Source organism: Actinocorallia sp. A-T 12471 (assembly GCF_033875155.1).
GTDB lineage: Bacteria > Actinomycetota > Actinomycetes > Streptosporangiales > Streptosporangiaceae > Actinocorallia.
This window is the reverse complement of record NZ_JAWZTE010000001.1, coordinates 926,683-952,418: the sequence shown is the minus strand read 5'-3', so window position 1 is coordinate 952,418 and position 25,736 is coordinate 926,683. Positions and strand designations below refer to the sequence as shown.

20 protein-coding genes and 1 pseudogene are annotated in these 25,736 nt (G+C 71.3%); 7 read left to right on the top strand and 14 right to left on the bottom strand.

Going from position 1 to position 25,736, the window contains the following annotated elements; genetic code table 11:
• Positions 1-6: 6 nt before the first annotated feature.
• The 11 genes and pseudogenes from ilvN to R9X44_RS04440 all read right to left on the bottom strand — a co-directional run bounded on the left by ilvN (position 7) and on the right by R9X44_RS04440 (position 16,279).
• On the bottom strand, positions 7-534 hold the full coding sequence (ilvN, locus tag R9X44_RS04490; protein ID WP_319812655.1) for an acetolactate synthase small subunit: 528 nt from the start codon (positions 532-534) through the stop codon (positions 7-9).
• A pseudogene (locus R9X44_RS04485) lies at positions 534-2,393 on the bottom strand (acetolactate synthase large subunit); the annotation flags it as partial. The pseudogene R9X44_RS04485 and the gene ilvN, both read right to left, overlap by 1 nt.
• A gap of 153 nt (positions 2,394-2,546) precedes the next feature.
• Positions 2,547-5,219 (bottom strand): putative bifunctional diguanylate cyclase/phosphodiesterase, encoded by a 2,673-nt coding sequence (locus tag R9X44_RS04480; RefSeq protein ID WP_319812654.1) that lies wholly within the window; start codon positions 5,217-5,219, stop codon positions 2,547-2,549.
• Positions 5,220-5,553: 334 nt separating this feature from the next.
• Positions 5,554-7,050 (bottom strand): Asp-tRNA(Asn)/Glu-tRNA(Gln) amidotransferase subunit GatB, encoded by a 1,497-nt coding sequence (gene gatB, locus R9X44_RS04475; RefSeq protein ID WP_319812653.1) that lies wholly within the window; start codon positions 7,048-7,050, stop codon positions 5,554-5,556.
• A complete protein-coding gene (locus R9X44_RS04470) occupies positions 7,047-7,631 on the bottom strand; it encodes a DUF4276 family protein (RefSeq protein ID WP_319812652.1) in 585 nt (194 codons plus the stop codon). Before R9X44_RS04470 ends, gatB begins: the two co-directional genes overlap by 4 nt.
• On the bottom strand, positions 7,628-8,851 hold the full coding sequence (locus R9X44_RS04465; RefSeq protein WP_319812651.1) for an AAA family ATPase: 1,224 nt from the start codon (positions 8,849-8,851) through the stop codon (positions 7,628-7,630). The genes R9X44_RS04470 and R9X44_RS04465 overlap by 4 nt, the downstream gene beginning before the upstream one ends.
• Before the next feature lie 22 nt (positions 8,852-8,873).
• Positions 8,874-10,358, bottom strand: coding sequence for an Asp-tRNA(Asn)/Glu-tRNA(Gln) amidotransferase subunit GatA (gene gatA, locus R9X44_RS04460; RefSeq protein WP_319812650.1), 1,485 nt, complete (start codon positions 10,356-10,358; stop codon positions 8,874-8,876).
• Positions 10,355-10,651 carry an Asp-tRNA(Asn)/Glu-tRNA(Gln) amidotransferase subunit GatC gene (gene gatC / locus R9X44_RS04455; RefSeq protein WP_319812649.1) on the bottom strand — a complete coding sequence of 99 codons (297 nt, stop codon included), beginning with the start codon at positions 10,649-10,651 and terminating at the stop codon, positions 10,355-10,357. Before gatC ends, gatA begins: the two co-directional genes overlap by 4 nt.
• A gap of 95 nt (positions 10,652-10,746) precedes the next feature.
• Positions 10,747-12,813, bottom strand: a complete 2,067-nt coding sequence (locus R9X44_RS04450) for a bifunctional diguanylate cyclase/phosphodiesterase (protein ID WP_319812648.1) — start codon at positions 12,811-12,813, stop codon at positions 10,747-10,749.
• Positions 12,814-12,992: 179 nt separating this feature from the next.
• Complete coding sequence (gene ligA / locus R9X44_RS04445) at positions 12,993-15,155, bottom strand: NAD-dependent DNA ligase LigA (RefSeq protein WP_319812647.1); 2,163 nt, start codon at positions 15,153-15,155, stop codon at positions 12,993-12,995.
• Positions 15,156-15,247: 92 nt separating this feature from the next.
• The gene (locus tag R9X44_RS04440) at positions 15,248-16,279 is read right to left on the bottom strand and encodes a methionine synthase (protein WP_413774898.1); all 1,032 of its coding nucleotides are present in this window, start codon (positions 16,277-16,279) and stop codon (positions 15,248-15,250) included.
• 31 nt (positions 16,280-16,310) lie between these two features.
• Between R9X44_RS04440 and R9X44_RS04435 the strand changes: the two genes are divergently transcribed.
• Entirely contained in the window at positions 16,311-16,949 is a 639-nt protein-coding gene (locus tag R9X44_RS04435; RefSeq protein WP_319812645.1) for a hypothetical protein, read from the top strand.
• 113 nt (positions 16,950-17,062) lie between these two features.
• On the top strand, positions 17,063-17,359 hold the full coding sequence (locus tag R9X44_RS04430) for a SemiSWEET transporter (protein ID WP_319812644.1): 297 nt from the start codon (positions 17,063-17,065) through the stop codon (positions 17,357-17,359).
• 262 nt (positions 17,360-17,621) lie between these two features.
• Here R9X44_RS04430 and mnmA read toward each other — a convergent pair whose 3' ends face one another.
• Complete coding sequence (gene mnmA, locus R9X44_RS04425) at positions 17,622-18,698, bottom strand: tRNA 2-thiouridine(34) synthase MnmA (protein WP_319812643.1); 1,077 nt, start codon at positions 18,696-18,698, stop codon at positions 17,622-17,624.
• A gap of 88 nt (positions 18,699-18,786) precedes the next feature.
• Here mnmA and R9X44_RS04420 point away from each other — a divergent pair, with 88 nt between their 5' ends.
• Complete coding sequence (locus R9X44_RS04420) at positions 18,787-19,800, top strand: DUF695 domain-containing protein (RefSeq protein ID WP_319812642.1); 1,014 nt, start codon at positions 18,787-18,789, stop codon at positions 19,798-19,800.
• Positions 19,801-19,812: 12 nt separating this feature from the next.
• On the opposite strand, the gene R9X44_RS04415 is transcribed toward R9X44_RS04420, so the two are convergent.
• Positions 19,813-20,994 carry a cysteine desulfurase family protein gene (locus R9X44_RS04415; RefSeq protein WP_319812641.1) on the bottom strand — a complete coding sequence of 394 codons (1,182 nt, stop codon included), beginning with the start codon at positions 20,992-20,994 and terminating at the stop codon, positions 19,813-19,815.
• A gap of 95 nt (positions 20,995-21,089) precedes the next feature.
• On the opposite strand from R9X44_RS04415, the gene R9X44_RS04410 reads away from it, so the two are divergent.
• The 4 genes from R9X44_RS04410 (at position 21,090) to R9X44_RS04395 (ending at position 24,718) form a co-directional block, all read left to right on the top strand.
• A complete protein-coding gene (locus R9X44_RS04410) occupies positions 21,090-21,608 on the top strand; it encodes a TetR/AcrR family transcriptional regulator (RefSeq protein WP_319812640.1) in 519 nt (172 codons plus the stop codon).
• 129 nt (positions 21,609-21,737) lie between these two features.
• On the top strand, positions 21,738-22,877 hold the full coding sequence (locus R9X44_RS04405; RefSeq protein ID WP_319812639.1) for an MFS transporter: 1,140 nt from the start codon (positions 21,738-21,740) through the stop codon (positions 22,875-22,877).
• Between the two features lie 84 nt (positions 22,878-22,961).
• A complete protein-coding gene (locus R9X44_RS04400; RefSeq protein ID WP_319812638.1) occupies positions 22,962-23,702 on the top strand; it encodes a hypothetical protein in 741 nt (246 codons plus the stop codon).
• Positions 23,702-24,718: a J domain-containing protein gene (locus R9X44_RS04395; RefSeq protein WP_319812637.1), complete on the top strand. Its 1,017-nt coding sequence runs from the start codon at positions 23,702-23,704 to the stop codon at positions 24,716-24,718. The genes R9X44_RS04400 and R9X44_RS04395 overlap by 1 nt, the downstream gene beginning before the upstream one ends.
• Before the next feature lie 61 nt (positions 24,719-24,779).
• Here R9X44_RS04395 and R9X44_RS04390 read toward each other — a convergent pair whose 3' ends face one another.
• The gene (locus tag R9X44_RS04390; protein WP_319812636.1) at positions 24,780-25,727 is read right to left on the bottom strand and encodes an electron transfer flavoprotein subunit alpha/FixB family protein; all 948 of its coding nucleotides are present in this window, start codon (positions 25,725-25,727) and stop codon (positions 24,780-24,782) included.
• Positions 25,728-25,736 lie beyond the last annotated feature (9 nt).

Here is a 25,736-nt window from a genome sequence, read left to right as displayed (position 1 = left end):
CGTGGGTTACGCGCTGCGCGATTCGAGCGCACGCAGCGAACGATCGGAGATGGAGCGGGCGCCGCGGCCGACCGCGATGATGCCCGACTGCACAAGTTCCTTGATACCGAACGGCTCGAGGCACTTCAGCAGCGCCTCTAGCTTGTCACGGTTGCCGGTCGCCTCGATCGTCAGCGCGTCGTGGGCGACGTCGACGACCTTGGCCCGGAACATCTGGACGATCTCCAGGACCTGGGAGCGGATCTCGGCGGAGGTGGCGACCTTGACGAGGATCAGCTCGCGCTGCACCGACGACGACGGGTCGAGCTCCACGATCTTGAGCACGTTGACGAGCTTGTTCAGCTGCTTGGTGACCTGCTCCAGCGGAAGGTCGTGGACGTCCACGACGATCGTGATCCGGGAGATCTCCGGGTGCTCGGTCTCGCCGACGGCGAGGGAGTCGATGTTGAAGCCGCGGCGGGAGAACAGACCCGCTATGCGGACCAGGACCCCCGGCTTGTTCTCGACGAGAACGGAGAGTGTGTGCCGGCTCATCAGTCTTCGTGCTCCCACTTCGGCGCGAGGTCCCGCGCGTACTTGATGTCGTCGTTGCTAGAGCCCGCCGCGACCATCGGCCAGACCATCGCGTCGTCGTGGACGACGAAGTCGATGACGACCGGGCGGTCGTTGATCGCCATCGCCTTCTCGATGGCGGCGTCGACCTCTTCGGCGCGCTCGACCCGCAGGCCCTCGCAGCCGTAGGCGTCGGCGAGCTTCACGAAGTCGGGGATGCGCTTGGAGTGCAGCTTGGTGTTGGAGTAGCGGCCGTCGTAGAAGAGGGTCTGCCACTGCCGGACCATGCCGAGGTTACCGTTGTTGATGAGGGCGATCTTGATCGGGATGCCCTCGACGGCGCAGGTGACGAGCTCCTGGTTGGTCATCTGGAAGCAGCCGTCGCCGTCGATGGCCCACACGACCTTGTCGGGCGCGCCGACCTTGGCGCCCATCGCGGCCGGGACGGCGAAGCCCATGGTCCCCGCGCCGCCGGAGTTGATGAACGACCCGGGCTGCTCATAGGCGATGAACTGCGACGCCCACATCTGGTGCTGGCCGACGCCCGCGCAGTACAGCGCGTCGGGTCCGGCGATCTTGCCGAGCCGTTCGATGACGTACTGGGGGGCGAGCTCCCCGTTCGGGGGGGTGTCGTAGCCGAGCGCGTAGGTCTCCTTCCACGCGTTCAGCTGCTTCCACCAGGCGGCGTAGTCGGCGGTGCGGCCGGCGGCCTGCTCGGCCTGGATCGCGACGATGAGGTCGGCGATGACCTCGCGGGCGTCGCCGACGATGGGGACGTCGGCGTGCCGGTTCTTGGAGATCTCGGCGGGGTCGATGTCGGCGTGCACGACCGTGGCGTACGGGGCGAAGGAGTCGAGGTCGCCGGTGACGCGGTCGTCAAAACGCGCGCCGAGGGCGACGATGAGGTCGGCCTTCTGGAGCGCGCCGACCGCGCCGACGGTGCCGTGCATGCCGGGCATGCCCATGTGCTGCGGGTGGCCGTCGGGGAACGCCCCCAGCGCCATCAGCGTGGTGATGACCGGCGCGCCGGTCAGTTCGGCCAGGACCCGCAGCTCCTCGGACGCGCGCGCCTTGATGACGCCGCCGCCGACATAAAGGACGGGCCGCTTGGCGTCCGTGATCAGCCGGGCCGCCTCGCGGACCTGCTTGGAGTGCGGCCGGGTGACGGGACGGTAGCCCGGAAGCCGCATCTCCTCGCCCCACACGAACTCGAACGTGGCCTGCAGCGCGTCCTTGGCGATGTCGACCAGGACGGGCCCGGGACGTCCGGTGCCCGCGATGTGGAACGCCTCGACGATGGTCCGCGCGATGTCACGCGGGTCGGTGACGAGGAAGTTGTGCTTGGTGATCGGCAGGGTGATGCCGGAGATGTCGGCTTCCTGGAAGGCGTCGGTGCCGATCGCCTTGGACGACACCTGCCCGGTGATCGCGACCATCGGGACGGAGTCCATGTAGGCGTCGGCGATCGGCGTCACCAGGTTGGTCGCGCCGGGCCCCGACGTCGCCATACAGACCCCGACGCGGCCCGTGGCCTGGGCGTAGCCCTGCGCGGCGTGGCCCGCGCCCTGCTCGTGCCTGACCAGGATGTGCCGCAGCTTCTGCGAGTCGTAGAGCGGGTCGTAGGCCGGAAGGATCGCCCCGCCCGGAATCCCGAACACGGTGTCGACGCCGACGTTCTCCAAGGCACGGACCAGTGCCTGAGCCCCGGTCATCTGCTCGGTCATCTGTATTTCCTTCGGAAGGAGGGAGGAGGGTCTCGGTTGCGGCCGATCTGCGGTTCCCGGCCAACGGGGTTCCCGGCCAACAAAAAACCCCTCGCGCCGCGAGGCGGTCGAGGGGAGCGCGCATGCCGGGAGCTTGGCTCAGGCCGCGCGCCTGCCAAGTACTACGAGGATGCGGAAGCTGTTCTGCACACGTCTACTTTTGCCGATGTGACACCTCCAGGTCAAATCCATGTTGCAGATATCTCAGGAGGTGAGATAGAAGGCGCTCGATCAGCCGGCCTGGACGCCGGGCATCGGCACGACGCCGGGCCTGATCTCGGCGTCGATCCGGGCCGCGGACATGGGCCTGGCCAGGTGGTATCCCTGGCCGCGGTGGCAGCCCATCAGCCGCAGCGCCTCCTGCTGCGCGGCGCTCTCGACGCCCTCGGCGACGACGGTCAGGCCGAGCTCCGACCCGAGCCTGATGATCGTCCGGGTGAGGAGGGTGCGGGTCTCGTCGCCGTCGAGGCCCGCGGTGAACGACGGGTCGATCTTGATGACGTCGACGGGGAGCTGGCCGAGGAAGGCGAGGGAGGCGTAGCCGGTGCCGAAGTCGTCGATCGCCAGGCGGACGCCGAGGTCGCGCAGGGCCGACAGGCGTTCGCCGTGCTGGTCGCCGCCCTGGATCTGCTCGACAAGGACCTCCTCCTTGACCTCGAGGGTGAGGGCGTGCGGCGGGAGGCCGGTCTCGGTGAGCGCGGCGGCGACGGTCGCGGCGAACTTGGGCGCGGAGATCTGGCGCGCGGTGAAGTTCACCGAAAGGCCGATCTCCCAGCCCTCGGCCCGCCAGCGCGCGGCCTGGCCGCACGCCTCACGCAGAATCCACGAGCCGAGCGGGACGATCAGGCCGGACTCCTCGGCGGCGTCAAGGAACTCCTCGGGCGGCACCTGGCGGCCGTCCCTGCGCCAGCGGGCCAGCGCCTCGACGCCGGTGACGCGGCCGTCGGCGAGGTCCATGACCGGCTGGAAGGCGACCTCGAACTCCTCGTCGGCAAGCGCGCGCTGGAGGTCGCTGCTCAGCTCCATCCTGCGCACGACCGCGGCGTGCATCTGGGTCGCGAACACCTCGACGCGTCCGCCGCCCAGCTCCTTGGCCCTGGTCATGGCGAGGTCGCCGTTGCGGATCAGGGAGGCCGAGCCCGTCTCGTCAAGGCTGTGCGCCTCGGTGGTGGAGGCGAGGTCGCCGTCGGCGAAGGCGACGCCCACGCCGGCCGTCAGGGCGATGCCGCGCTCGCCGACCCGGTAGGGCTCGGCCGACAGGACGCGCAGGAGGCGTTCGGCGAGGTCGACCACGGCCTGGGGTTCGGCGGCGGTCTCCACCAGGACGGCGAACTCGTCGCCGCCCCAGCGCGCGACAGTGTCGTCGGCGGGGACCGCCGCGCGCAGGCGTCGGGCGGCCTGGGCGAGCACCTGGTCTCCGGCGGCGTGCCCGGCCGAGTCGTTGACGGCGGTGAAACCGTCGAGGTCGACGAAGATCACCGCGCTGACCGGGCCGCGCCTGGCCAGCACCTGACGGGTCCGCTCCTCCAGGTAGGCGCGGTTGGGCAGGCCGGTGAGGCCGTCATGGAAGGTCAGGTGGTCGACCTGGCGCTTGAGCGCGGCCTCCTCCGACAGGTCCCGGACGGTGATCAGCACACGTCCCGGGGCATACCGGGAGAAGGTGGATTCGGTGGGGAGCCAGGTGCCGTCCTCGGTGCGCAGGCGGCAGGCAAGGCGCAGCGGCTCACGCGCGCCCTCGTCGCAGCGGTTCAGCGCGGCGACGACGTCGGCGACGTCCTCGGAGTGCAGCAGCTCGGTCAGCGGGCGGCCCAGCAGATCCGGCAGCGCGTGCCCGGTCGTCCACTGCTCGCCCGCGTTGACGTACTGGACGGTGCCGGGCTCGTCGCAGATCAGCACGAGGTCCTCGACGCTCTCGGCGAGCGCCCTGAAGTGCTCCTCGCCCGCCCTGATCTCCGACTTCAGCCTGTCGTTCTCGCGCAGCAGGTCCGTCAGCCTGGCGATGAGGACGAGCAGGGCGGTCCCCGCGACGATCAGCACGACCGGCTCGACCGGGCGGCTCCCCGTCAGGGTGTGCCCGGCGACGAACATCGCGGCGGCCCCGGCCAGCAGCGCGGGCGCGATCCCGGGGCCGACCATCCTGCCGCGGCCGCCGCCCCTGCGGGAGCGCGCGCCGATCCAGGGGGCCGCGCCGAGCAGCAGCAGGCCGCCGAAGCGGAACACGTCGCCGATCACCGAGCCGCCGTTCTCCAGCCGGACCGCCGTGTTGATCACGTCGCCGGCGGCGAGGGCGAGCAGCGCGAGGTAGGCGATGACGGCCGTCGGACGCTGCCTGCGGGCCGCGCCGAGCACGAACGGAAGCAGCGCGCACAGCAGCGCGATGTCCAGCAGCGGGAAGACGAGTTCCAGAAGGAACTGGACGGGGGACTCCCCCGACAGCCGGAAGAGGTTCCCGAAGATCGCATCCCAACCCAGGACAAATAGGGCGACCGCGCACACATACGAATCAGCGCCATGTCTCAGCCACTGTCTGGGCGAACGCGGCAATCGCGTCGGAACCACAAAACCCGCGGCGAACGCGACGATCGCCGCGACGCCGAACAGATCGGCGAGCGAAAGCGACATCGCCTGGCCGGGAAGGACGAGCTGGGACACCGCGCGCACGATCGCGCTCACGCCCCACAACCCCGCCGCCGCGCCGAACCAGCGCCACGAGGCGGTGTCCCCCGGCTTGTGCCAGGCGGCGTACAGGAGGCTGCCGCACGCGGCCGCGCCCGCGCCCGCCGCGAACCAGTCACTGGTCCAGCCGAGCAGCGCCCCGATCGCGTACAGACCGCCCAGGCCGAAGACGATGGTCAGCGGCAGCGCCTGCGCCGGCAGTCGGCGCGGCGAATCCTCGCCAGTCATCGTCGTTCGTGCTCCTGGTTCGCGCGGCTCGCCGTACGCGGCGTGGCATGGGCGGTAGGCGGCGCTGCCTGTCCGAGCGCCGACCCGTGTCGGCACCGTGCCCATCAATCTACGTTCCGTAGGTCACGGACCGATTGAGGGTGAGTGCCCATCCGGCGACAGAATCTCACGGCGAGTAATCGCGGCTGGGCAGCCGCCGCCCCCGCTTGCCGTTTTGTGATCGGGAAGACAGCCGATTGACCCCATGGGGACACAGCGTGATCACCGCGGGGTGACGGCCGTCCGCCGCATGGGCGCGCGGCCGTCACCGTGTGTCGCGGGTCACGTCCGCGGGTCAGGACTGGCCGAGCCGCTCGAGGATCAGTTCACGGGCGCGGCCTGCGTCGGCCTGGCCCCGGCTCGCCTTCATGATCGCGCCGACCAGCGCGCCCGCCGCCGCGACCTTGCCGTCGCGGACCTTCTGCGCGGCGTCGGCGTTCTCGGCGATCACCTGGTCGACCAGGGCGAGCAGCGCGCCCTCGTCGCTGACCACCTTCAGACCGCGCGCCGCGACGACCTCGTCGGGCGAGCCCTCACCGGCAAGGACGCCCTCGAACACCTTGCGGGCGAGCTTGTCGTTCAGCTCACCGGCGTCCACCAGCGCCTGGATGCGCGCGACCTGGCCCGAGGTGATCGGCAGCGCCGACAGCTCGACGCCCTGGGCCGTCGCGGTCCGCGAAAGCTCGTTCATCCACCACTTGCGCGCGGCGGCCGGCGACGCGCCCTCGGCGATCGTCTCCTCGATGAGGTCGAGCGCGCCCGCGTTGATCACGTCACGCAGCTCCTCGTCGCTCAGCGACCAGGCCGCCTTCACCCTGACGCGCCGGGCGGCGGGCAGCTCGGGCAGCGTCGCGCGGATCTCCTCGACCCACGCCCGCGACGGGGCCACCGGCACCAGGTCCGGCTCGGGGAAGTAGCGGTAGTCCTGCGCCTCCTCCTTGGACCGGCCGGGGCTGGTGGACCCGTCGTTCTCGTGGAAGTGGCGGGTCTCCTGGACGATCTTGCCCCCGGCGTCGAGGACCCCGGCCTGCCGCTCGATCTCGAACCTGACCGAACGCTCCACGCTGCGCAGCGAGTTGACGTTCTTGGTCTCGGTCCGGGTGCCCCACTCGGCCGCGCCCTTCGGCATGAGCGACACGTTCACGTCGCACCGCATGGAGCCCTCCTCCATGCGCACGTCCGACGCGCCAAGCGCCCGCACCAGCTCACGCAGCTCGGTGGCGTAGGCCCGCGCGACGAGCGGGGCCTTCTCCTCCGTCGCCTCGATCGGCTTGGTGACGATCTCGATCAGCGGGATGCCCGACCGGTTGTAGTCGACCAGCGAGTGGTCGGCCCCGTGGATCCGCCCGGTCGCCCCGCCGACGTGCGTCGACTTGCCGGTGTCCTCCTCCAGGTGCGCCCGCTCGATCCCGATCCGGTACGTCTCCCCCTCGACCTCGACGTCCAGGTACCCGTCGAAGCAGATCGGCTCGTCGTACTGCGAGATCTGGAAGTCCTTCGGCATATCCGGATAGAAGTAGTTCTTCCGCGCGAACCGACACCACTCGGCGATGTCACAGTTCAGCGCGAGCCCGATCCGAATCGCGAACTCGATCGCCCGCTCATTCACCACGGGCAACGCCCCCGGCAGCCCAAGACACACCGGGCACACCTGCGAGTTCGCCCCCGCCCCGAACCCCGTCGCACACCCACAGAACATCTTCGACGCGGTCCCCAACTCAATATGCGTCTCAATCCCCAACACCGGCGAGTACCTGCTCAGCGCCTCACCAAACGGAACCAACGTACTCACAGATACTTCAGTCCTTTCAAAGCTCTCTCGGTCTCCGCGGCCCACCGCGCGAAGGCGGGCACCCGGTTCAGCGCTGCCAGGTCGATCTCGTCGCCGAGCATCTCAAAATAGTCGGTGGGCCGCCTGACTCCGGCAGCCCGCAGCACCCTGGCCAGCAGGATCTTGGGCGCGGGCTCCCGCTCCAGATCCGCGACCTTCGGCAGGAGCGACACGTCGGCTCCCCGGATGCCCCGGAAGGCACGCGGGTCGGCGAGCATCCAGGTCTCCGTCTCGCGCTTCGGCACGAGGACGACGGTCGGGCACGCCAGGAGTTCCCGCAGCGCCTCCGCCTCACGTCGCTCATGGTGGTCCGCGTGCACGAAGACAAGGTCGCAGACCTGGCCAAGGCTCCGCGCCGCCTCAACAAACCGCTCCTTGCCGTGCTTCTTCACGCACTCCGACGCCAGAGTCGGCCTGAGGTCGACGAACGTGCCGCTCCGCGCCGTCAGCAACCGGTTCAGGAACCTGTCTATCACCGGGACGAGGAAGTCCACATCGGAGACGCCCTCGGCCACGAGTCCCGGCTCCAAGGGTCGGCTCATCGGTCCTCCGGGCGGACCGTGCCCAGGAAGCGGCGGACGTCGAAGGGGGTCGCGGCGGCGCCTCGCTCGCCGCCGTCCAGGATCGGGAGGACGCGGGTCACCCGTGAGGCGCGGTGCTTGGCGCCGTCGATGCGCGTCACCATGTCGGTGAAGCGCAGGCTGTCCCGGGTCTCCGCCCACAGGGCCGAGACCAGGACCGGCGAGTGCGACGTCACGATGACCTGCCGCAGGCTCGTGATCGGCGCGTCGGCCGACGGGTCGACAAGATCCCTGGTGAGCCTGCGGACCAGTTCGGCGAGCCTGCCCGGATGGAATCCGTTCTCCACCTCCTCGACCACCATGACCCCCGGGGAGCGGGCGTCATGCGAGACGGCGAGCAGGCCGAGCGCGCGCAGCGTGCCGTCCGACAGGACCCTGGGCAGCACCGAGCCGGTGTCGGCGAGGACCGCGTCGAAGTCGTACTCCTGACGGCGCTGGTCGAGCAGCGGCTTGATGTCGCGCAGACCCGGGATCAGGGCGATGAGGTCGGCTCTCAGCTTCCAGAGGACGTCGTCCTCCTCCAGGCGGTGCAGCACCGCCGCAAGGTTCCGGCCGTTCAGCGCAAGCGGATCATGATCGGGCGCGGGCACCGGCAGCCGCATCAGATGCGGCTCGAGCACATACGGACGCCATGACCGGGCCTCTGCCCTGGCCTGGTGGATCAGGTCCGGATCTGGGTTCCGGTCGAGCAGGGATGTCGTGGTCTCCACGACCACGCGTCCGTCCCTGGGCTCGGGGATGAGCACCAGGAGGCTCGCCATGAACGCGTCGGACGCGTGCGCGAGTCCCGGGACGTCCGCGGCGGCGTCCGGGGCGTGACTCGACAGGTCGCACACGCTGACGAACGGTTCGCCGTCGGACTTCTCCAGCACGAGCCGGCATGTCATCGGCACCGGGCCGTCGTCCCCCGGCTCGGCGGCGAGCATCGTGACCGTGATCGACACCTGGTCGACGGTGGTGCCGTCGTTGAACCTGTGGAACATGTCGAGCGCGGAGCCCCGTCCGTGCCTGGTGAGGGCGCGTTGGGGGCCGAACTCGACGGCGTCGGCCATGAGGGTCAGGGCGTCGAAGAGGTTGGATTTGCCGGAGGCGTTGGGGCCGATGAGGGCCAGGAAGGGGGGGACGTCGAGGGTGAAGTCCAGGAAGGACTTGAAGCCGTTGATCTTGATGTTGGTGATCATTTGACGTCCCCCCTTCGCGGGCCTAGAGGGCTGGGGCCTTGGTCAGGAGGGGGGACTTCCAGCGGGACTCCAGGGCGGACTCGATGGCGGCGGCTACGCGGTAGCAGCGGTCGTCGGCGAGGGTGGGGGCCATGATCTGGAGGCCGACGGGGAGGTCGTCCTCGTCGGCGAGGCCGCAGGGGATGGAGATCGCGGCGTTGCCCGCCATGTTGGACGGGATGGTGCACAGGTCGGCCAGGTACATGGCCATGGGGTCGTCGGCGCGCTCCCCGATGGGGAAGGCGGTGGTGGGCGTCGTCGGGGAGATGAGGACGTCCACCTGGGCGAAGGCCGCGTCGAAGTCGCGCGTGATGAGGGTGCGGACCTGCTGGGCCTTGCCGTAGTAGGCGTCGTAGTAGCCGGACGACAGGGCGTAGGTGCCCAGGATGATGCGGCGCTTGACCTCGGGGCCGAACCCGGCGGCGCGGGTGAGGGCCATGACCTCCTCGGCCGAGCGGGTGCCGTCGTCGCCGACGCGCAGGCCGTAGCGCATCGCGTCGAAGCGCGCGAGGTTGGACGACGCCTCCGACGGCGCGATCAGGTAGTAGGACGCCAGCGCGTACGTGAACGCCGGGCAGGAGACCTCGACGACCTTCGCGCCCAGCGATTCGAGCAGCTCGACTGTCTCGTTGAACCGGTTGAGCACGCCCGGCTGGTAGCCCTCGCCGCCGAACTCCTTGACGACGCCGACGCGCAGCCCCGCCACGTCGCCCTGCCGGGCGGCGGCCACGACCGCGGGGACCGGCTCGTTGACGGAGGTCGAGTCGCGCGGGTCGTACCCGGAGAACGCCTCGTGCAGCAGCGCCGCGTCGAGGACGTTGCGGGCGAACGGCCCGGGGGTGTCGAGCGAGGACGCGAACGCCACAAGCCCGTACCGGGACGATCCGCCATAGGTCGGCTTCATCCCCACGATCCCGGTGACGGCGGCGGGCTGCCGGATGGAGCCGCCCGTGTCGGTGCCGGTGGCCAGCGGGGCCTCGTAGGCGGCGACGGCCGCCGACGAGCCGCCGGACGAGCCGCCCGGGACGCGGTCGAGGTCCCACGGGTTGCGGGTGGGGCCGAAGGCGCTGTTCTCGGTGGACGAGCCCATCGCGAACTCGTCCATGTTGGTCTTGCCGAGGATCACCAGGCCGGCGGCGCGCAGCCGCTCGGTGACCGTGGCGTCGTACGGCGGCACCCAGCCTTCGAGGATCTTCGACGCGCACGTGGTGGGCATGTCCCGCGTGGTGAACACGTCCTTGTGCGCGATGGGCACTCCGGCGAGCGGGCCGAGCTCCTCGCCGGCGGCGCGGCGGCGGTCGACGTCGGCGGCCTGCGCCAGCGCGGACTCGGCGGCGATGTGCAGGAACGCGTTGACCCTGCCCTCGACCTGCTCGATCCGCTCGAGGTGGGCCTGGGCGACCTCGACGGCGGTCGTCTCGCCCGACGCGATGAGCGCGCCGAGCTCGGCTGCGGTCTTGAAGATCATTCGTCCTCCTCCAGGATGCGCGGCACCCGGAACCGCGAGGACTCGGCGGCGGGCGCGCCGGAGAGCGCCTCGGCGGCGCTGAGCGACGGGCGCACCTCGTCGGCGCGGAAGACGTTGGTCAGCGGCAGCGCGTGGGTGGTCGGCGGGATGTCCTCGGCCGCCACCTCCTGCACCCGGGCGACGGCGGACACGATCGCGTCGAGCTGGACGGCGAAGTGGTCGAGCTCATCGTCGCCGAGCGCCAGCCTGGAGAGCCGGGCGAGGTGCGCGACCTCGTCACGGGTGATGGTCATGGAAAGGGCCGTTCCGGAGTGATCGACTGGGATTCCCTCCCATCCTATGGCCACCGGGCCCCGCGCCCGGCGCGAACGGCGACGGCGGCGCGCGCTCAGCGCGGCGCGGCGGCCGGGGACAGCGGGAGCCGTCCGCGCATCCACTCGGTGGCCTCGGCGGGTTCCATGGGACGCCCGAGGTGCCAGCCCTGCCCTGTGTCGCATCCCATCTCCGCCAGGCGCGCGGCGGTCTCTGCGTCCTCGACGCCCTCGGCGACCGACCTGAGCCCGAGGGTCCTGACGAGGTCGATGATCGACCTGACGATGACGGCGTCCTCGGCCGAGTCGGTGAGCCGTCTGACGAAGGACGCGTCGATCTTCACCTCGCGCACGGGAAGCCGCTTCAGCCGGACGAGCGAGGAGTACCCGGTCCCGAAGTCGTCAAGGCTCAGCGGAATCCCCAGTTCGGCGAGCGCCCGCACGGTCTCCGACGCGTAAGCCGACTCGTTCATCAGGATGCGTTCGGTGATCTCAAGCCCGAACGCGTCCGCGGGCAGCCTGCGCGCCATCAGCTCCCCGGTGATCGTCTCGGCGAGCTGCCCGTCAAGGAGGTCCCTCCCCGAGACGTTCACGCTGACCTGGACGGTGAGCCCGTCGGACCACCAGGCGTGCGCCTGGGCGAGCGCGTCGCGCACGACCGAGTGGGTGATCGCCTTCATCAGGTAGGTCTGCTCGGCGAGCGGCAGGAATTCCTCGGGCCCGAGCACGCCGCGCTCTGGGTGCCGCCAGCGCAGCAGCCCTTCCATGCCGAGCAGCCTGCCGTCGGAGAGTTGGACCTTGGGCTGGTAGTGCAGTTCGAGTTCGCGCCGGTCGATGCCGCGCCGCAGGTCGCCGAGCAGGCCGAGCCTGGCGGGCGAGTTGCGGTCGCTGGCGGGTGAGTAGATCTCGACGCCCGCGCGCGACTCCTTGGCGACGTACATGGCGACGTCGGCGCGTTGCAGGAGCAGTTCGAAGTCGGGCGCGTGGTCGGGGCTGAGCGCGATGCCGACGCTGCCTTCGAGGTCGAAGCTCATGCCGTCGAGGCGCACCGGTTCGCTGAGGGCGGCGCGGAGCCTGACGGCGACCTCGCGGGCGGCGTGCACGTCGCGGACCGAGGGCAGCAGGACGGCGAACTCATCCCCACCGAGCCGCGCGACGAGGTCGCCGGGCCGGACGCTGTGCGTGAGCCGGTGGGCGATGATCTGCAGGAGCCGGTCGCCGGTGGGGTGGCCGAGGGTGTCGTTGACCTCCTTGAACCTGTCGAGGTCGATGAGGAACAGCCCGACCTTCTGCAGCCGGTCGCCGCGCGCCTCGCGCAACTGACGGGCCAGCAGCGCCTCCTCGGCGCGCAGGAACAGCAGTTTGCGGTTGGGCAGCCCGGTGAGGCCGTCGTGCAGCGCCTGGTGTTCGCGTCGGACGGAGGCGGCCGCGGTGAGGTAGACGGCGGTGAACGGCAGGATGATCAGCGGGACGAACGCCGGGGAGCGGTCCACGACCACCACGACGATCGGGGCCAGGCCGAGCAGCGCGAGGTGGGCGAGGACCTGGTAGGCGAGGTCGAACCTGAGGACCCGGACGAGGCCGACGCGCTCGTGCAGCGCGACGGCCCCGGCGACGAGGACGTCGTTGACGAGGAAGTACGTCATCCCGGCGAGCATGACCGCGGCGAGGTCGTCGCCCTGCGGGACCCACACGTGCGCCGGGTCCGCGCCCGCCCCGAACCCCCACAGGACGGCGGCCGCGGCGGCCTGCGCGACCGCGTACTGGGCGACGTTGAACGCGGTCCGGTGCGGCGAGTGCCGTCGGAAGACCCCGCAGATGACGAGCGCGACGCCCTGGAGCAGCAGGGACATCGGCAGGCCCGCGTACAGCAGGGTGGCGAAGGTGAACGTGGTCGACGTGGACGCGCCGTTGTTCTCGTTGGACCCGGGCGTGATGATCGGTTTCAGCTCGCCGAAGACCACGAACCCGGCGAGCAGCCAGAAGCGCGGCTCGTTGAGCAGCGTCTCAAGGTCGTGGCCGGTGAGCTGGGGCAGGGTGAACAGCAGCAACAGGGTGCCGGCGGCGGTGACCGCGGTCAGGTAGAGCCACAGCGGCGAGCCGAGGCGGGGCCGCGTGTCCCGCGTGTTGTTCGGGTCCTTCATTCAGCTTCCTCAGGGACACACCGGATTGAGGTTCAAACAGGTGCTCATGAGGAGAGTACGGCTTTGACTCAGCTTTACGAAACCGGATGCGTACGTTCTGTTACTCACCGATTGATAGTGAAATCGGCATTTGTGCCGGTTTTTCGCCTAGCCTAAGGGCCTTCCCCACCGAAATCCGGTTACTCCTGGTTCAGGGTTACGGCCTTGGCCGCATCCGGCCCCTGATCGATCAGGATCTGGAAACCGGCCTCGTCGAGGATGGGGACGCCCAGCTCAAGGGCCTTGGCGTGCTTGGAGCCCGCGTTCTCGCCGACCACGACGAACGATGTCTTCTTCGACACAGAGCCCGCCGCCTTGCCGCCCAGGTTCTGGATCGCCTCCTTGGCCGAATCCCTGCTGAACCCCTCGAGCGAGCCGGTGACGACGATCGTCAGGCCCGCCAGGGGACGCGGCAGGTCCTCGGCCGTCGCGTCCTCCAGGACGACGCCCGCCGCCCGCCACTTGTCCACGATCTCGCGGTGCCAGTCGACCTGCCACCACTCGATGATCGACCTGGCGATGGTCGGGCCGACGCCGTCGACCGCCGTCAGCTCCTCCTCGGTGGCGCTGAAGATCCGGTCGAACGAGCGGAGCTCGCGGGCGAGGTCCTGGGCGGCGCGCGGCCCGACGTGCCGGATCGACAGCGCGACGAGGAACCGCCACAGCGGCTTGGTCTTGGCCTTCTCCAGCTCGGCGAACAGGGTCTCCACGACCTTCTTCGGGCTGCCGTCCTTGTTGACGAAGAAGGTGACGACCTTGTCTTCCCCGGTCTTGGGGTCGATCTTGGGCGTGCCTGAGTCCTGGTCGAGCACGAGGCTGCGGATGGGCAGCAGCTTCTCGACGGTCAGGTGGAACAGGTCGCCCTCGTCCTTGACGGGCGCGTCGACCGGCTCGAGCGGCTGGGTGAGCGCGGTCGCCGCGACGTAGCCGAGCGCCTCGATGTCGAGGACCGTGCGGCGGCCCATGAAGTAGATCCGCTCGCGCAGCTGGCCCGGGCAGGTGCGGGTGTTGGGGCAGCGGATGTCCTTGTCGCCCTCCTTGGCGTAGGCCAGGGCGGTGTGGCATTCCGGGCAGTGCGTCGGCATGACGAACGCGCGCTCGGTGCCGTCGCGCAGCTCGGCGACCGGGCCGACGATCTCGGGGATGACGTCGCCCGCCTTGCGCAGCACGACGGTGTCGCCGATCAGCACGCCCTTGCGCACCACCTCGAACGCGTTGTGCAGGGTGGCCCGCTCGACGGTCGAGCCCGCGACCGACACCGGCTCCATCAGCCCCCACGGGGTGACGCGGCCGGTGCGTCCGACGCCGACCTTGATGTCGAGCAGCTTGGTGCGCACCTCCTCGGGCGGGTACTTGAACGCGATCGCCCAGCGCGGCGCGCGGCTGGTGGACCCCAGCCGCCGCTGCACCGACAGCGCGTTGACCTTCACCACGACGCCGTCGATCTCATAGGGCGGCTCGTGCCTGTGCTCGCCGTAGTAGGCGATGTACTCCTTGACCTCCGCGACGTCGGGAACCACCCGGTACCGCTCGCTGACGGGCAGGCCCCAGGCCGCCAGCAGTTCGTAGACGGCGCTCTGGCTCTCCGGCACGGCGGGACCGCCCCGCCAGGCCCCGAAGCCGTGCACGATCAGCGTGAGGGGCCGCTGGGCGGTGATGCGCGGGTCCTTCTGGCGCAGCGCCCCGGCGGCGGTGTTGCGGGGGTTGCGGAACGGCTCCTCCCCCGCCGCCGCGCGGTCGACGTTCAGCTTCTTGAACACCTCGACCGGCATGAACACCTCGCCGCGGATCTCCACGAGCTCGGGCACGTCGTCCCCGGCGAGCACGAGCGGGACCGACGGCATCGTCTTGACGTTGTTGGTCACGTCCTCGCCCACGACGCCGTCGCCCCGGGTGACGCCGCGCACCAGCCTGCCGTTCTCGTAGGTGAGCGCGATGGCCAGGCCGTCGATCTTCAGCTCGCACAGGTACCCGCCGACGGGCGCGCCCTCAAGGGACGCCTCAAGGCGCTCGGCCCACACCGACAGCTCGGCGTCGTCCATCGCGTTGTCGAGGCTCTGCATGCGCTCGATGTGCGGGACCGAGGCGAACTCGGTGGTGATCGGGGTGCCGACGGTCTGCGTCGGGGAGTCGGGGGTGACGAGTTCGGGGAACATCCGCTCGATGTCCTCGATCTCGCGCATCTTCACGTCGTAGTCGATGTCGCTGAGCGTGGGGTTGGCGAGGATGTAGTACTGGTAGCTCGCCTCGCGCAGCTCACGAGAGAGCTCGGCGTGCCGCTCGGCGTACTGCTCGGCGTCCATCCGCAAAACCTCCGGCTCCGGGTGCGGCGGGTGTCGGGCCCCGCCGCGCGTGCGCCCCTATCTTCCCGCCCGGGTCTGACAGTTTCCGCCGGTCACTCCGGGGTGTCGGCGAGGCTCCGCGCCGCCCGCACGCAGTGCGCCAGGGCTTGTCGGACATATCTGGGCGAAGCCCCGGCCAGGCCGCATGTGGGCGTCACCACGACCTGGCGTGCGATCTCCCCGGGCGGGAAACCGAGCCGCCGCCACAGGTCGCGGACCGGCGCGACCGACCGCGCGGGCTCGGGCAGCCGCGCGTCGACGCCGGGCACGACGCCGAACAGGAACCCGATCCCGCCCTCGATGGCCTCGCCGATGACGTCGTCGTCGCGGGCCGGGATCGCGGAGATCTCGACGGACAGGGCCTTGGCCCCCGCCCCGAGCAGCAGCCCGAACGGGACGTCCTTCGCGCAGCAGTGCACGATCGGGAACGCGTCGGAGGCTTCCAGGACGGTCCGCAGGCCCTCTTCGGCGACGGGCGGGTGGATCGAGCGCAGGGTGCGGAACCCGCTCGGCGTCGGGACACGTCCGGCGAGGACGGCAGGGAGGGCGGGCTCGTCCACCTGGAGCAGGACCTCGGCGCGCGGAAGGCGGCGGCGCACCTCGGCGACGTGCCTGGCCACCCCCTCGGCCAGGGACTCGGTCAGGTCGCGTACCGCGCCCGCGTCGCGCAGCGCACGCGCGCCCGACCGCAGCTCGATCGAGGCGGCCATGGTCCACGGCCCCGCCACCTGGATCTTGACGGGTCCCTCCGGCGCCTGCTCTTCGAGCAGGTCGAGGTCCCACTTCATGAAGTCGTGCGCGCGGCGCAGGTCGAGGCCGGGACGGTCGGCGAACCGCCACCCCGACGGCTGGAGGTGGACGGGCAGCTCAACGAGCAGCCCGGCGGACCTGCCGATCATGTCCGCGCCGGGTCCGCGGTCGGGCAGTTCGGGCAGATGCGGCAGCGGAAGCTCGCCGAAGGCGATCTTCGCGACCTCGGCGGCGTCGGTTCCGGGATAGGAACCCACGCCGGTGGCGCTCGCGTCGTGCCAGGGAAGACTCACCCGCCCATTCTGCCCGCCATTCCGTTCTGCCCACCATTCCATGAGCCGCCTCCGTGCCCTATCCTGCGTCGCCATGCGCGCCCCCCGACCCGGCAGGGTCCCAAGGTCAGGCCCCCGGGTCCGCCGTGCCGCGATCCGCCTCGTCCGCGCGGCCCTCGCGGCGGTCCTGGTGACCGTCCCGGTGCAGGCGTGCGGCGGCTACACGCCCCCCGGACGGCTCAACACCCCTCCCCTGCCGACGCCCGACATCTGCGCCGGGCTCCCCGCCGAACTCGTCGCGGACGCTCTCGGCGGCAAGCCCTCCACCTGCGGTTCGGCCACCGAGGACGGGACGCACGCGGCGCGCTTCACGACCGCGAAGGGCAAGGGCGCGTCCCTCGTCGTCTCCTATCTCAGCCGCTACTCCGCCGACACGGGGTTGGACCTGTGGGAGATCTACGGCTACGTCGAGAAGGAGCGGGTCACGCTGATCGGCGTGGGCGAGGACGCGGTCTTCGACCCCAAGACCGGCGTCGCGGCGGCCGTCGAGGGCCATCTCATCGTGCGGGCGATCGTTCAGACGTCCGACGGGGTCCGCAAGGACGACGAGGTCGCCGGGAAGCTCATGCCGGTGCTCGAGGCAGCCCTCGTCCTCGGCGGCACCTTCGCCACCTCCAAGCCCAGGACCGCCGAGCCGTCCCGCCACCCCTCCGCTCCCGTAATAGCCCCGTAACCACGAGTTCTCATGTCCGTATCCTGCCTTATGCCGGACATGTGAATGTGACGCGGGTTACTCTCCTGGAACGGTCCGAAACCTGGACACGCCGATGAAGGGAGTTGCGGGCAATGACGAGCCTTGGACTGCTCGCCGGAGCACTGACCACGGGCTGCTGGCTCCCCCAGCTGCTGCGCTCCTGGCGCACCCGTTCCACCGAAGACATCTCCTGGACGTACCTGGCGCTGCTCGGCACTGGCATCGTGCTGTGGCTCGCCTACGGCCTGATGAGCGACGACCTCGCCCTCATCGCGGCCAATGGGCTCACCCTGCTGTTCATCACGCTCATCGCCGCGATGAAGTCGCGCGAGACCCCCCGCCCCCGCGTCGCCGCAGACCCGGCGACCGACACCCTCGCGGGCCGCTAGCACCCCGGGCCCCGAACCACCCGAATCCCCACAACACCCGAATCCCCGCACCGCACGAATCCCGCACCGCACGATCCCCGCGCACACGCACCGCACGAATCCCGCACAGCAACGAATTCCGCGCAGCACTGATCCCCGCACAGCGAGGACCTCCGCAGGCACGAGCCGCACCGCACGCGGACCGGACGCCACCCCCCGCCCGGTCCGCCGCCAAGTCAGCCGACGGGCGGCGCGAAAGACAGCACCTTCGGGGAGACCCCGGTCAGGAGACCGCGGCGACCCGCGAGGCCGCCACGATCGTCGCCGAGCCCAGCACGAGATCCCCGGCGTACAGCACCGCCGCCTGGCCCGGCGCGACGCCGCGCGCGGCCTGCCGCAGCCGCAGCCGCAGCACGCCGTCCGCGAGCGTGGGAACGCACTCGTACACCTCGCCGTGCGCGCGCAGCTGCACCGAGCACAGCTCGGGAAGCGGCCCGTCGAGGCCGACGATCCGGTCGGCGACGATCTCGGTGACGTCGAGCGCCTCCTTCGGCCCGACCCGGACGGTATTGGTCACCGGCGAGATGTCCAGCACGTACCTGGGCTTGCCGTCCGGCGCGGGCGTGCCGATCCGCAGGCCCTTGCGCTGCCCGACGGTGAAGCCGTACGCGCCCTCGTGCTCGCCGACGACCTCGCCTGACTCGTCGACGATCGGGCCCTTGGCCGTGCCGAGCCGGGACGCAAGGAACCCCCGGGTGTCGCCGTCGGCGATGAAGCAGATGTCGTGGCTGTCCGGCTTGTCGGCCACCAGCAGGTCGCGCCTGGCGGCCTCGGCCCTGATCTCGGCCTTGGTGGTGTCGCCGAGCGGGAACAGCGCGTGCCGCAGCTGCTCGCGGGTGCACACCGCAAGCACGTACGACTGGTCCTTGCCCGGGTCGACGCCCCGGCTGAGCACGCCGTCGGACACCTGCGCGTAGTGGCCGGTGCAGACCGCGTCGAAGCCGAGCGCGAGCGCCCTGTCGAGCAGTGCCGCGAACTTGATCTTCTCGTTGCAGCGCAGGCACGGGTTCGGGGTGCGACCTGCGGCGTACTCGGCGACGAAGTCCTCGACCACGTCGGAGGCGAACCGCTCGGCCATGTCCCACACGTAGAAGGGGATGCCGATCACGTCGGCGGCGCGGCGGGCGTCGCGGGAGTCCTCGACGGTGCAGCAGCCGCGCGCGCCCGTCCGGTAGGACTGCGGATTGGCCGACAGGGCCATGTGGACGCCGGTGACGTCGTGGCCGGCCTCGGCGGCCCTTGCCGCGGCGACGGCGGAGTCGACGCCGCCGGACATGGCGGCGAGCACGCGAAGAGTCATGGTGCTCCAAGGATATCGACGCCGTCCACCGCTTTACCGGCCGAGCGCGGGCGACGGCCCCTCCGAAGGGCTTAACATGGGCGGCGATATGGGCATCTTCAAGCGTTCACGCGACAACTCCCCGGCGGCCGCGGCCATCGCCGAGTTCTGGGAGCGGTGGCCTGAGCTGCGCGAGCGGATCGCGGCGGCGGGCGAGTCCCTGCCCACCGACCTGCACGAGGAGATCACCCTTCTCGTCCACCGCATCAACCCCGACCTGGTGTGGGAGATCGACCCCGGCGCGCCGGCCTTCACCGTCAGCGGGCAGGGCGTCGATGAGCTGCGCGGCCTGGCCGAGCGCTGGCGCAAGGGCAGGCCGAAGCGCGACCGCTGGACCTTCCACGCCGCCCGCCAGGCCGACCCCGAGGCACTGTCGTCCAAGCTCGCGCTCGGCGACCACGAGTTCGACCTGGGGTACGTCAGGCTCGGCATGCGCGTCGACCAGGGCCGCGCCCGCGTCGACATCGCCGCCTACCACCCGGATTTCCTGTTCGTCGATGAGCACACCCAGCTCCAGGTCGCCAGAGCCGTCCTGGTGTGGGCGCTCGGCGAGGACGACGTGGCCCGCTGGGTCGGCGACGTGACCATCGCGATCGAGCCCCCGATGGACGCGCTGCCACCCGACCTGCTGGCGTCCGTGGTGGAGCAGATCGCGGAGCCTTTTAGGCAGGGGGCGTGGTTGAAGGGCGAGGGCCGCACCCCACGAGGACATCCCGCCCAGATCACCGTGAGGTTCCCGCTGCACCGGCAGGACCACCCGCTGTTCGACCTGCACGTGAGCGTCACCCTGCCGTACGCGCACTCGGGCCCGGACCGGCTGCCGGTGGCCCCGTCGTCGGCGGCGCTGCGCGACGCCCAGGAGCGGATCGAGAAGCTCGACGGCGCCGTGCTGTTCCTGCGCGAGACCGGCGACGGCCTGCGCGTCTTCCACCTGTACGCCGACCCCGACTCCGGCGTCATCTCCGAGCTCGACCAGTTCGCCGCGGCGTGGCCGGAGGGCAAGGCCAAGGTCGAGTCCCGGCAGGACCCGGCCTGGCGCACGGTCCAGCCCTACCGCCTGTAAGGCGGCTCGGGCTCAGGTGAGTCCGGCGCGGCGAGCCCGTTCCACGACCGCGCCGATCACCGCGGCGAGCGCGCGCACGTCGGCCTCGGTGGAGTCATGGCCGAGGGAGAACCGCAGGCTGCCGCGCGCCTGCTCGGAGCTCATCCCCATCGCGAGCAGCACATGGCTGGGCTGGGCGATTCCGGCCGAGCAGGCCGACCCGGTGGAGCAGGCGACGCCGCGCGCGTCGAGCAGCATGAGCAGCGCGTCGCCCTCGCAGCCGGGGAAGGAGAAGTGCGCGTTGCCCGCGAGCCGCTCGACGGGATCGCCGTTCAGGACCGCGTCGGGGACCTCGGCCTTCACCAGGTCCACGAGCATGTCGCGCAGTGCCGCGACGCGCCGGACCGTCTCCTCGCGCCGCGCGACGGTCGTCTGGACCGCCGCGGCGAATCCGGCGATCGCGGGGGTGTCGAGGGTGCCGGAGCGCACGTCGCGCTCCTGGCCGCCGCCGTGCAGCACCGGCGTCGGGTCGACGCCCTTGGCGAGCAGCAGCGCGCCCACGCCGAGCGGGCCGCCGAGCTTGTGCGCGCTGAGGGTCAGCGCGTCGGGTCCCCCGGTGAGGGAGACGGGCAGGAAGGGCGCGGCCTGGACGGCGTCGGAGTGGAACGGCACCCCGCGTGCGCGCGCGGGCGCGGCGAGTGCGGCGACGGGCTGGACCGTGCCCACCTCATTGTTGGCCCACATGACGGTGACCAGGGCGGTGTCGTCGGTGAGCGCTTCCTCAAGGGCCGCGGGCGCGACCCGGCCGAGGGCGTCGACGGGGAGGTAGACGACCTCGGCGTCCTCGTGCTCGGCGAGCCAGTGGACGGCGTCGAGCACCGCGTGGTGCTCGATCGAGCTGGTGATCACCCGGCGACGGCCGAGCTCGCGGCCCCGCCAGAACAGTCCCTTGACGGCGAGGTTGTCGGCCTCGGTGCCGCCGCTGGTGAAGATCACCTCGGACGGACGCGCCTGGAACGCCTCGGCGATGATCTCGCGCGACTCCTCGACGACCCGACGGGCCCGGCGGCCCGCGGCGTGCAGGGAGGAGGGGTTTCCGACGCGGCCCATCTGCTCGGTCATCGCGGCGGCTGCCTCGGGGAGCATGGGCGCGGTCGCCGCGTGATCGAGATACGCCGCGTGGTCTCCGTACGCCGCGTTATCTCCGTACAGCAACGGGGCCTTCCCTTCCTCCAGTTCGCCTCATCCTATCCGCCGCCCGGGGAGTCCGTGTTTGTCTACTGTACCGTCCGGACGGTACAGTAGACCGCATGAAACGTGACGCCCTGCTCGACGCCGCGGAGGCCGTGCTCGGCGAGCACGGCAGCCAGGCGCTGACGCTGAACGCGGTCGCCGAGCGCGCCGCGGTCAGCAAGGGCGGGCTGCTCTACCACTTCCCGACCAAGGAGGCGCTGATCCAGGCGCTCGTCGCCCGGGTCATCGCCGAGTTCGATGATCTCGTCGCCGAGTACGCCGAGCGCGACGGGTCGTACACGCGCGGGTTCGTCGAGGCGAGCTTCGCGATCCTCGCCGCCCCCTCGGGCGAGCGCACCACGCGCCGCTGGGCCGCGGTCACCGCCGCCGCCTGTTCGGCCGACCAGCGCACCCCGCTCACCGAGGCGATGCGCCGCTGGCACCACCGCGATCCGGCCGACGAGCCCGACCCGGTGACGGCGTCGGTCGTCAGGCTCGCCGCCGAGGGCCTGTGGGAGGTCTCGGCGCAGGACCCGGGCGGGTACTCCGCCGAGCAGTACGCGGCCCTGCGACGACGGATGCTCGACCTGCTCTAACCGCCGCGATCGTCCCTTTCCTTCCAGCGCGCCCGGGTGATCCCGGTCGCGCTTTTCGCGGGCCCATCCCCATCCCTTTTCTCCCTTGGAGTGTGCATCATGCTGTTCCGCGCCCGTTGGGGCACGTTCTTGACCTTCGCTCTCGCCGGAATGCTCTCGGGTGTGTGGGTCACCCGGATGCCCGCGCTGAAGGACACGTTCGGGCTCGGCGCGGGCACCGTCGGCCTCGTCCTGCTGGTGTGGGGCGTCGCCGCGATCGCCGCGATGCAGGGCCTGCGCGCCCTCATCGCGCGCACCGGGAGCCGGAAGGTGCTGCGCTACTCGACCCCCGCGACCGCCGTGTCGTTCGCGCTGCTCGGGCTCGCGCCGAACTTCGGCGCGCTGCTCGCGGCGGTCGCGGTGTTCGGCATGGCGTTCGGCCTCACCGACGTGTCGATGAACGCGCAGGGCTCCGTCGTCGAGCGCGCGGCACGGCGTCCTGAGATGAACCGGATGCACGCGGGCTGGTGCGTCGGCGCGATGTCCGGCGGGCTGCTCGGCGCGGCGACCGCCGCGCTCGGCCTGTCGTTCGGCGCGGCGGTGCTGGTCGTCGGCGTCCTGGCGCTGCCGCTGGCCCTCGCGCTCAGCGGCACGTACCTGCCCGACCCGCCCGCGAGCGCCGAGACCGCCGCGGGACGCGGGCGGCTTCCCGGCGTCGTCTACCTGATCGGCGCGATCGCGTTCCTGGCGTTCATGGCCGAGGGCGCGGTCGCCGACTGGAGCGGGCTGCTCCTGCACGACGACCTCGGCGCGACCCAGGCCGTCGCCGCGCTCGCCTACCCGGCGTTCGAGGCGGCGATGCTGCTCAGCAGGCTCGTCGGCGACCGCGCGCGGACGCTGCTCGGCAGCCGCGCGCTGCTCACCGGGGCCGGGGCTGGAACGTTCCTCGGCATGCTCGTGGTGCTGCTCGCGCCGAACGTGCCGCTCGCGCTCGCCGGATTCTTCCTCACCGGGCTCATGGTCAGCGTGATCGTCCCGACGATGATCTCGCTCGCGGGCACCGCTGCTCCCGGCCAGTCCGCCGCCTCGGTCGCCCAGGTCGGCGCGATGGGCTACGGCGGGCTGCTGCTCGGCCCCGTCGTCATCGGCGGGATCGCCGAGGGCACCTCGGTGCACACCGGCCTGGCGATCGTGCTCGCGCTGTCCGTCGCGATCGTGGTCGGCGTCCGGCGCGTCCCCACGGGCGCGACCGCCGACATCGCCCGCGAACGCGACCTCCAGCCGGTCTGACTTTCCGGGTGGACGGCCCCGGGCGGATCTTGACAAGATTCAACCCGGGATTCCCCGAGACACCTCACCCCCCGGAGGCGGCCGTTGAACCTGCGCCCGATCGGCCCCGACGACGGCCGCCGGCCCGCCGTCCGGCCGCGCGACGCCGCAGTGCCGTCGCCCGCCGCGCCGCCCACCCACCGCGCCGAACAACTCGGGCTCGGCGGGGACATGCTGCGCGAGGACTGCTGGAGCGCGCTCGGCCCGAAGGTCAGGGCGCGGGTCGAGCAGACCGCGGGGCAGACCGTCGCCTGGTTCGCCTCCGTGGACGGGTCCGACCCCGACCGGCGGCCGCGCGCGACGGTCTTCGGCGAGTCGGCGCTGTGCGTCGCCCGGCCGAGGCTGAACGCCGAGCACAAGCCGGTGTACGCGCTGTCGTCGTACCATCTGGGGCCGATCCGGCACCTCGACGTCGACCACCGCCCGACGGCCTCAGCTGCTTCCTCCCGGCCGTCAGGGCCCGGATCGGGGGGCGGACCGGGGGCGGGCGGCGCGGGGCCGTCAGGGCTGTCGGCGGCGGCGCGCGGGGTCCTGGGGAACCTTCCGGAGAAGGCGCAGACGCTCCTGCAGTCGCCCTTCGTCGACGGGTCCGCCGTGACGTACTGCGACTGGTACTACGAGGGCTACGAGCACCACCTTGAAGTGTTCGTCTTCGTGCTCGCCGGGGCCCGCGAGGTGACCGTCGCGGCGGGGTCGAAGATCGTCCCCGTCGGGCACACCGACGCGACGGCCCACTGGTCGCTGCGCTGCTACCGGGCACCCGTCGTGCGCCGCGTGGGCGCTTGATGCCCGACGCGTTCGGCGAGCTCGAAGGCAACGACGCCTACGCCGTCCTCGGGCTGTCCCCCGACGCGACGGACAAGGAGATCCTGACCGCGCACCGCCGCCTCGTCTTCGAGCACCACCCCGACCGCAACGGCGACTCGCCCGCCGCCCGCGCGCACACGACACTGCTCAACGCCGCCCGGCACGTCCTCACCGCCGACCGCGCCGCCTACGACCGCTGGCGCGCGGCCCCGCCCGCCGAACCGGACGAACCCGCCGAGCCGCCCGAGTCCGCCGACGACCCGTGGTCCGAGGCGTCCTTCGGCGCGGGCCCTCCCCCGCCGCCCCCGAACGACCGTCCCTCCGCCGACCCCTGGGACGCACCCCTCAACGACGACCCAGACGACGACTGGGACTACTACGAGCAGGACTCCTACGACCGCGACACCTACGACCGCGCGGACGACCTGTGGGAGGAGGCGGTCCCGTCGGCCTGGTCGGAGCGGCCTCCCCCGGCCTATCCGCCGCCCTACGTCCCTCCGCCCCGCTACCAGCGGCAGCACATCCCGCCCACCTACGACCGGGGCGCGCCGCCCCGCCCATATCCGCCGCCTCCGCCCCGGCAGCGGCGCTCGGGGCTCGGCTGTATCGCGACGCTCGTCGGGATCATCGTGGTGACCCTCGTCTTCGGCGTCCGCGGCCAGTCCGAGGTGACGAGGGTGCCGCTGGCGTTCGGCGGCACATGGCAGGGCGAGATCCGCGACACCGGCGACGCGAAGGCCAAGCCCTGGAAGATCACCGTGAAGCTCGTCGCGGGCACCACCGAGGGCACGACCTCCTATCCCGGCCACGGCTGCAAGGGCGTCCTGACGTTCGAGGAGGCCGACGACGACTTCCTCGTCATGACCGAGCGGGCGACCGGCGAGTGCGCGGACTCCCGGATCAGGTTCACCACGCGACGCGACGACCTGGTGATCGACTACTGCGGCGTGGACTGCGACCGTCCCACCTGGACCGGCACCCTCACCCTCAAATGACCCCGGACACGGAGAACGCCCCCGGCCGAAGGGGCCGGGGGCGTCGGTGGATCAGCGCGCGCTACTTGCGCTTGGTGATCTCCTCGGTGAGCTGCGGGACGACCTGGAACAGGTCGCCGACCACGCCGTAGTCGACGAGCTCGAAGATCGGGGCCTCAGGGTCCTTGTTGATCGCGATGATCGTCTTGGACGTCTGCATGCCCGCGCGGTGCTGGATCGCGCCGGAGATGCCGGCGGCGATGTACAGCTGCGGCGAGACCGTCTTGCCGGTCTGGCCGACCTGGAACTGGTGCGGGTACCAGCCGGCGTCGGTCGCGGCGCGGGAGGCGCCGACGGCCGCGCCGAGCGAGTCCGCGAGCCCCTCGATGACCTTGAAGTTCTCCGCGCCGCCGACACCGCGACCGCCGGACACGACGATCGAGGCTTCGGTGAGGTCGGGGCGCTCGCCCTTCTCCTGCACCACGCGATCGGTGATCTTCGCGGCCTTGGCGGCGTCCGACAGGGCCACCGAGACCTGCTCGACGGCCGGGCTGCCGGGCGCGGCCTCGAGCGCGATCGCGTTCGGGCGGACCGCGATGATCGGGGTGCCCTTGGTGACCTTGGCGTGCGCGATGACGCCGCCGCCGAAGATGGAGTGCTCGGCGACGAGGTCGCCGTTCACGCCCACCACGTCGGTGAGAACGCCGGAGTCGAGCCGGACCGCGAGGCGGCCCGCGATCTCCTTGCCCTCGGCGGTCGCCGGGACCAGGATCGCCGCCGCGCCGTTCGCGGCGAGCTGCTGGAGCGTCTCGACCTTGGGCGCGACGACGTAGCCGGTGAGCTCGGCGTCGTCGGCCACGTAGACCTTGGCCGGGCCGTACTGCGCGATCTTGTCGGCCGCGGCCTCGTAGCCGGGACCGATCCAGACCGCCGACGCCTCACCCAGCGAGCGGGCGAGGGTCAGGAGCTCGAAAGTGACCTTCTTGACCTCGCCGTCGGCGTGGTCGACGAGGACCAGAATCTCTGCCATGTCCCTGTA

Coding starts and splice junctions, on each gene's coding strand:
- ilvN (WP_319812655.1), bottom strand. CDS start 534: ATGAGCCGGCACACACTCTCCGTTCTCGTCGAGAACAAGCCGGGGGTC.
- R9X44_RS04480 (WP_319812654.1), bottom strand. CDS start 5,219: ATGACTGGCGAGGATTCGCCGCGCCGACTGCCGGCGCAGGCGCTGCCG.
- R9X44_RS04470 (WP_319812652.1), bottom strand. CDS start 7,631: ATGAGCCGACCCTTGGAGCCGGGACTCGTGGCCGAGGGCGTCTCCGAT.
- R9X44_RS04465 (WP_319812651.1), bottom strand. CDS start 8,851: ATGATCACCAACATCAAGATCAACGGCTTCAAGTCCTTCCTGGACTTC.
- gatA (WP_319812650.1), bottom strand. CDS start 10,358: ATGATCTTCAAGACCGCAGCCGAGCTCGGCGCGCTCATCGCGTCGGGC.
- gatC (WP_319812649.1), bottom strand. CDS start 10,651: ATGACCATCACCCGTGACGAGGTCGCGCACCTCGCCCGGCTCTCCAGG.
- R9X44_RS04450 (WP_319812648.1), bottom strand. CDS start 12,813: ATGAAGGACCCGAACAACACGCGGGACACGCGGCCCCGCCTCGGCTCG.
- ligA (WP_319812647.1), bottom strand. CDS start 15,155: ATGGACGCCGAGCAGTACGCCGAGCGGCACGCCGAGCTCTCTCGTGAG.
- R9X44_RS04440 (WP_413774898.1), bottom strand. CDS start 16,279: ATGGAATGGTGGGCAGAACGGAATGGCGGGCAGAATGGGCGGGTGAGT.
- R9X44_RS04435 (WP_319812645.1), top strand. CDS start 16,311: ATGCGCGCCCCCCGACCCGGCAGGGTCCCAAGGTCAGGCCCCCGGGTC.
- R9X44_RS04430 (WP_319812644.1), top strand. CDS start 17,063: ATGACGAGCCTTGGACTGCTCGCCGGAGCACTGACCACGGGCTGCTGG.
- mnmA (WP_319812643.1), bottom strand. CDS start 18,698: ATGACTCTTCGCGTGCTCGCCGCCATGTCCGGCGGCGTCGACTCCGCC.
- R9X44_RS04420 (WP_319812642.1), top strand. CDS start 18,787: ATGGGCATCTTCAAGCGTTCACGCGACAACTCCCCGGCGGCCGCGGCC.
- R9X44_RS04410 (WP_319812640.1), top strand. CDS start 21,090: ATGAAACGTGACGCCCTGCTCGACGCCGCGGAGGCCGTGCTCGGCGAG.
- R9X44_RS04395 (WP_319812637.1), top strand. CDS start 23,702: ATGCCCGACGCGTTCGGCGAGCTCGAAGGCAACGACGCCTACGCCGTC.
- R9X44_RS04390 (WP_319812636.1), bottom strand. CDS start 25,727: ATGGCAGAGATTCTGGTCCTCGTCGACCACGCCGACGGCGAGGTCAAG.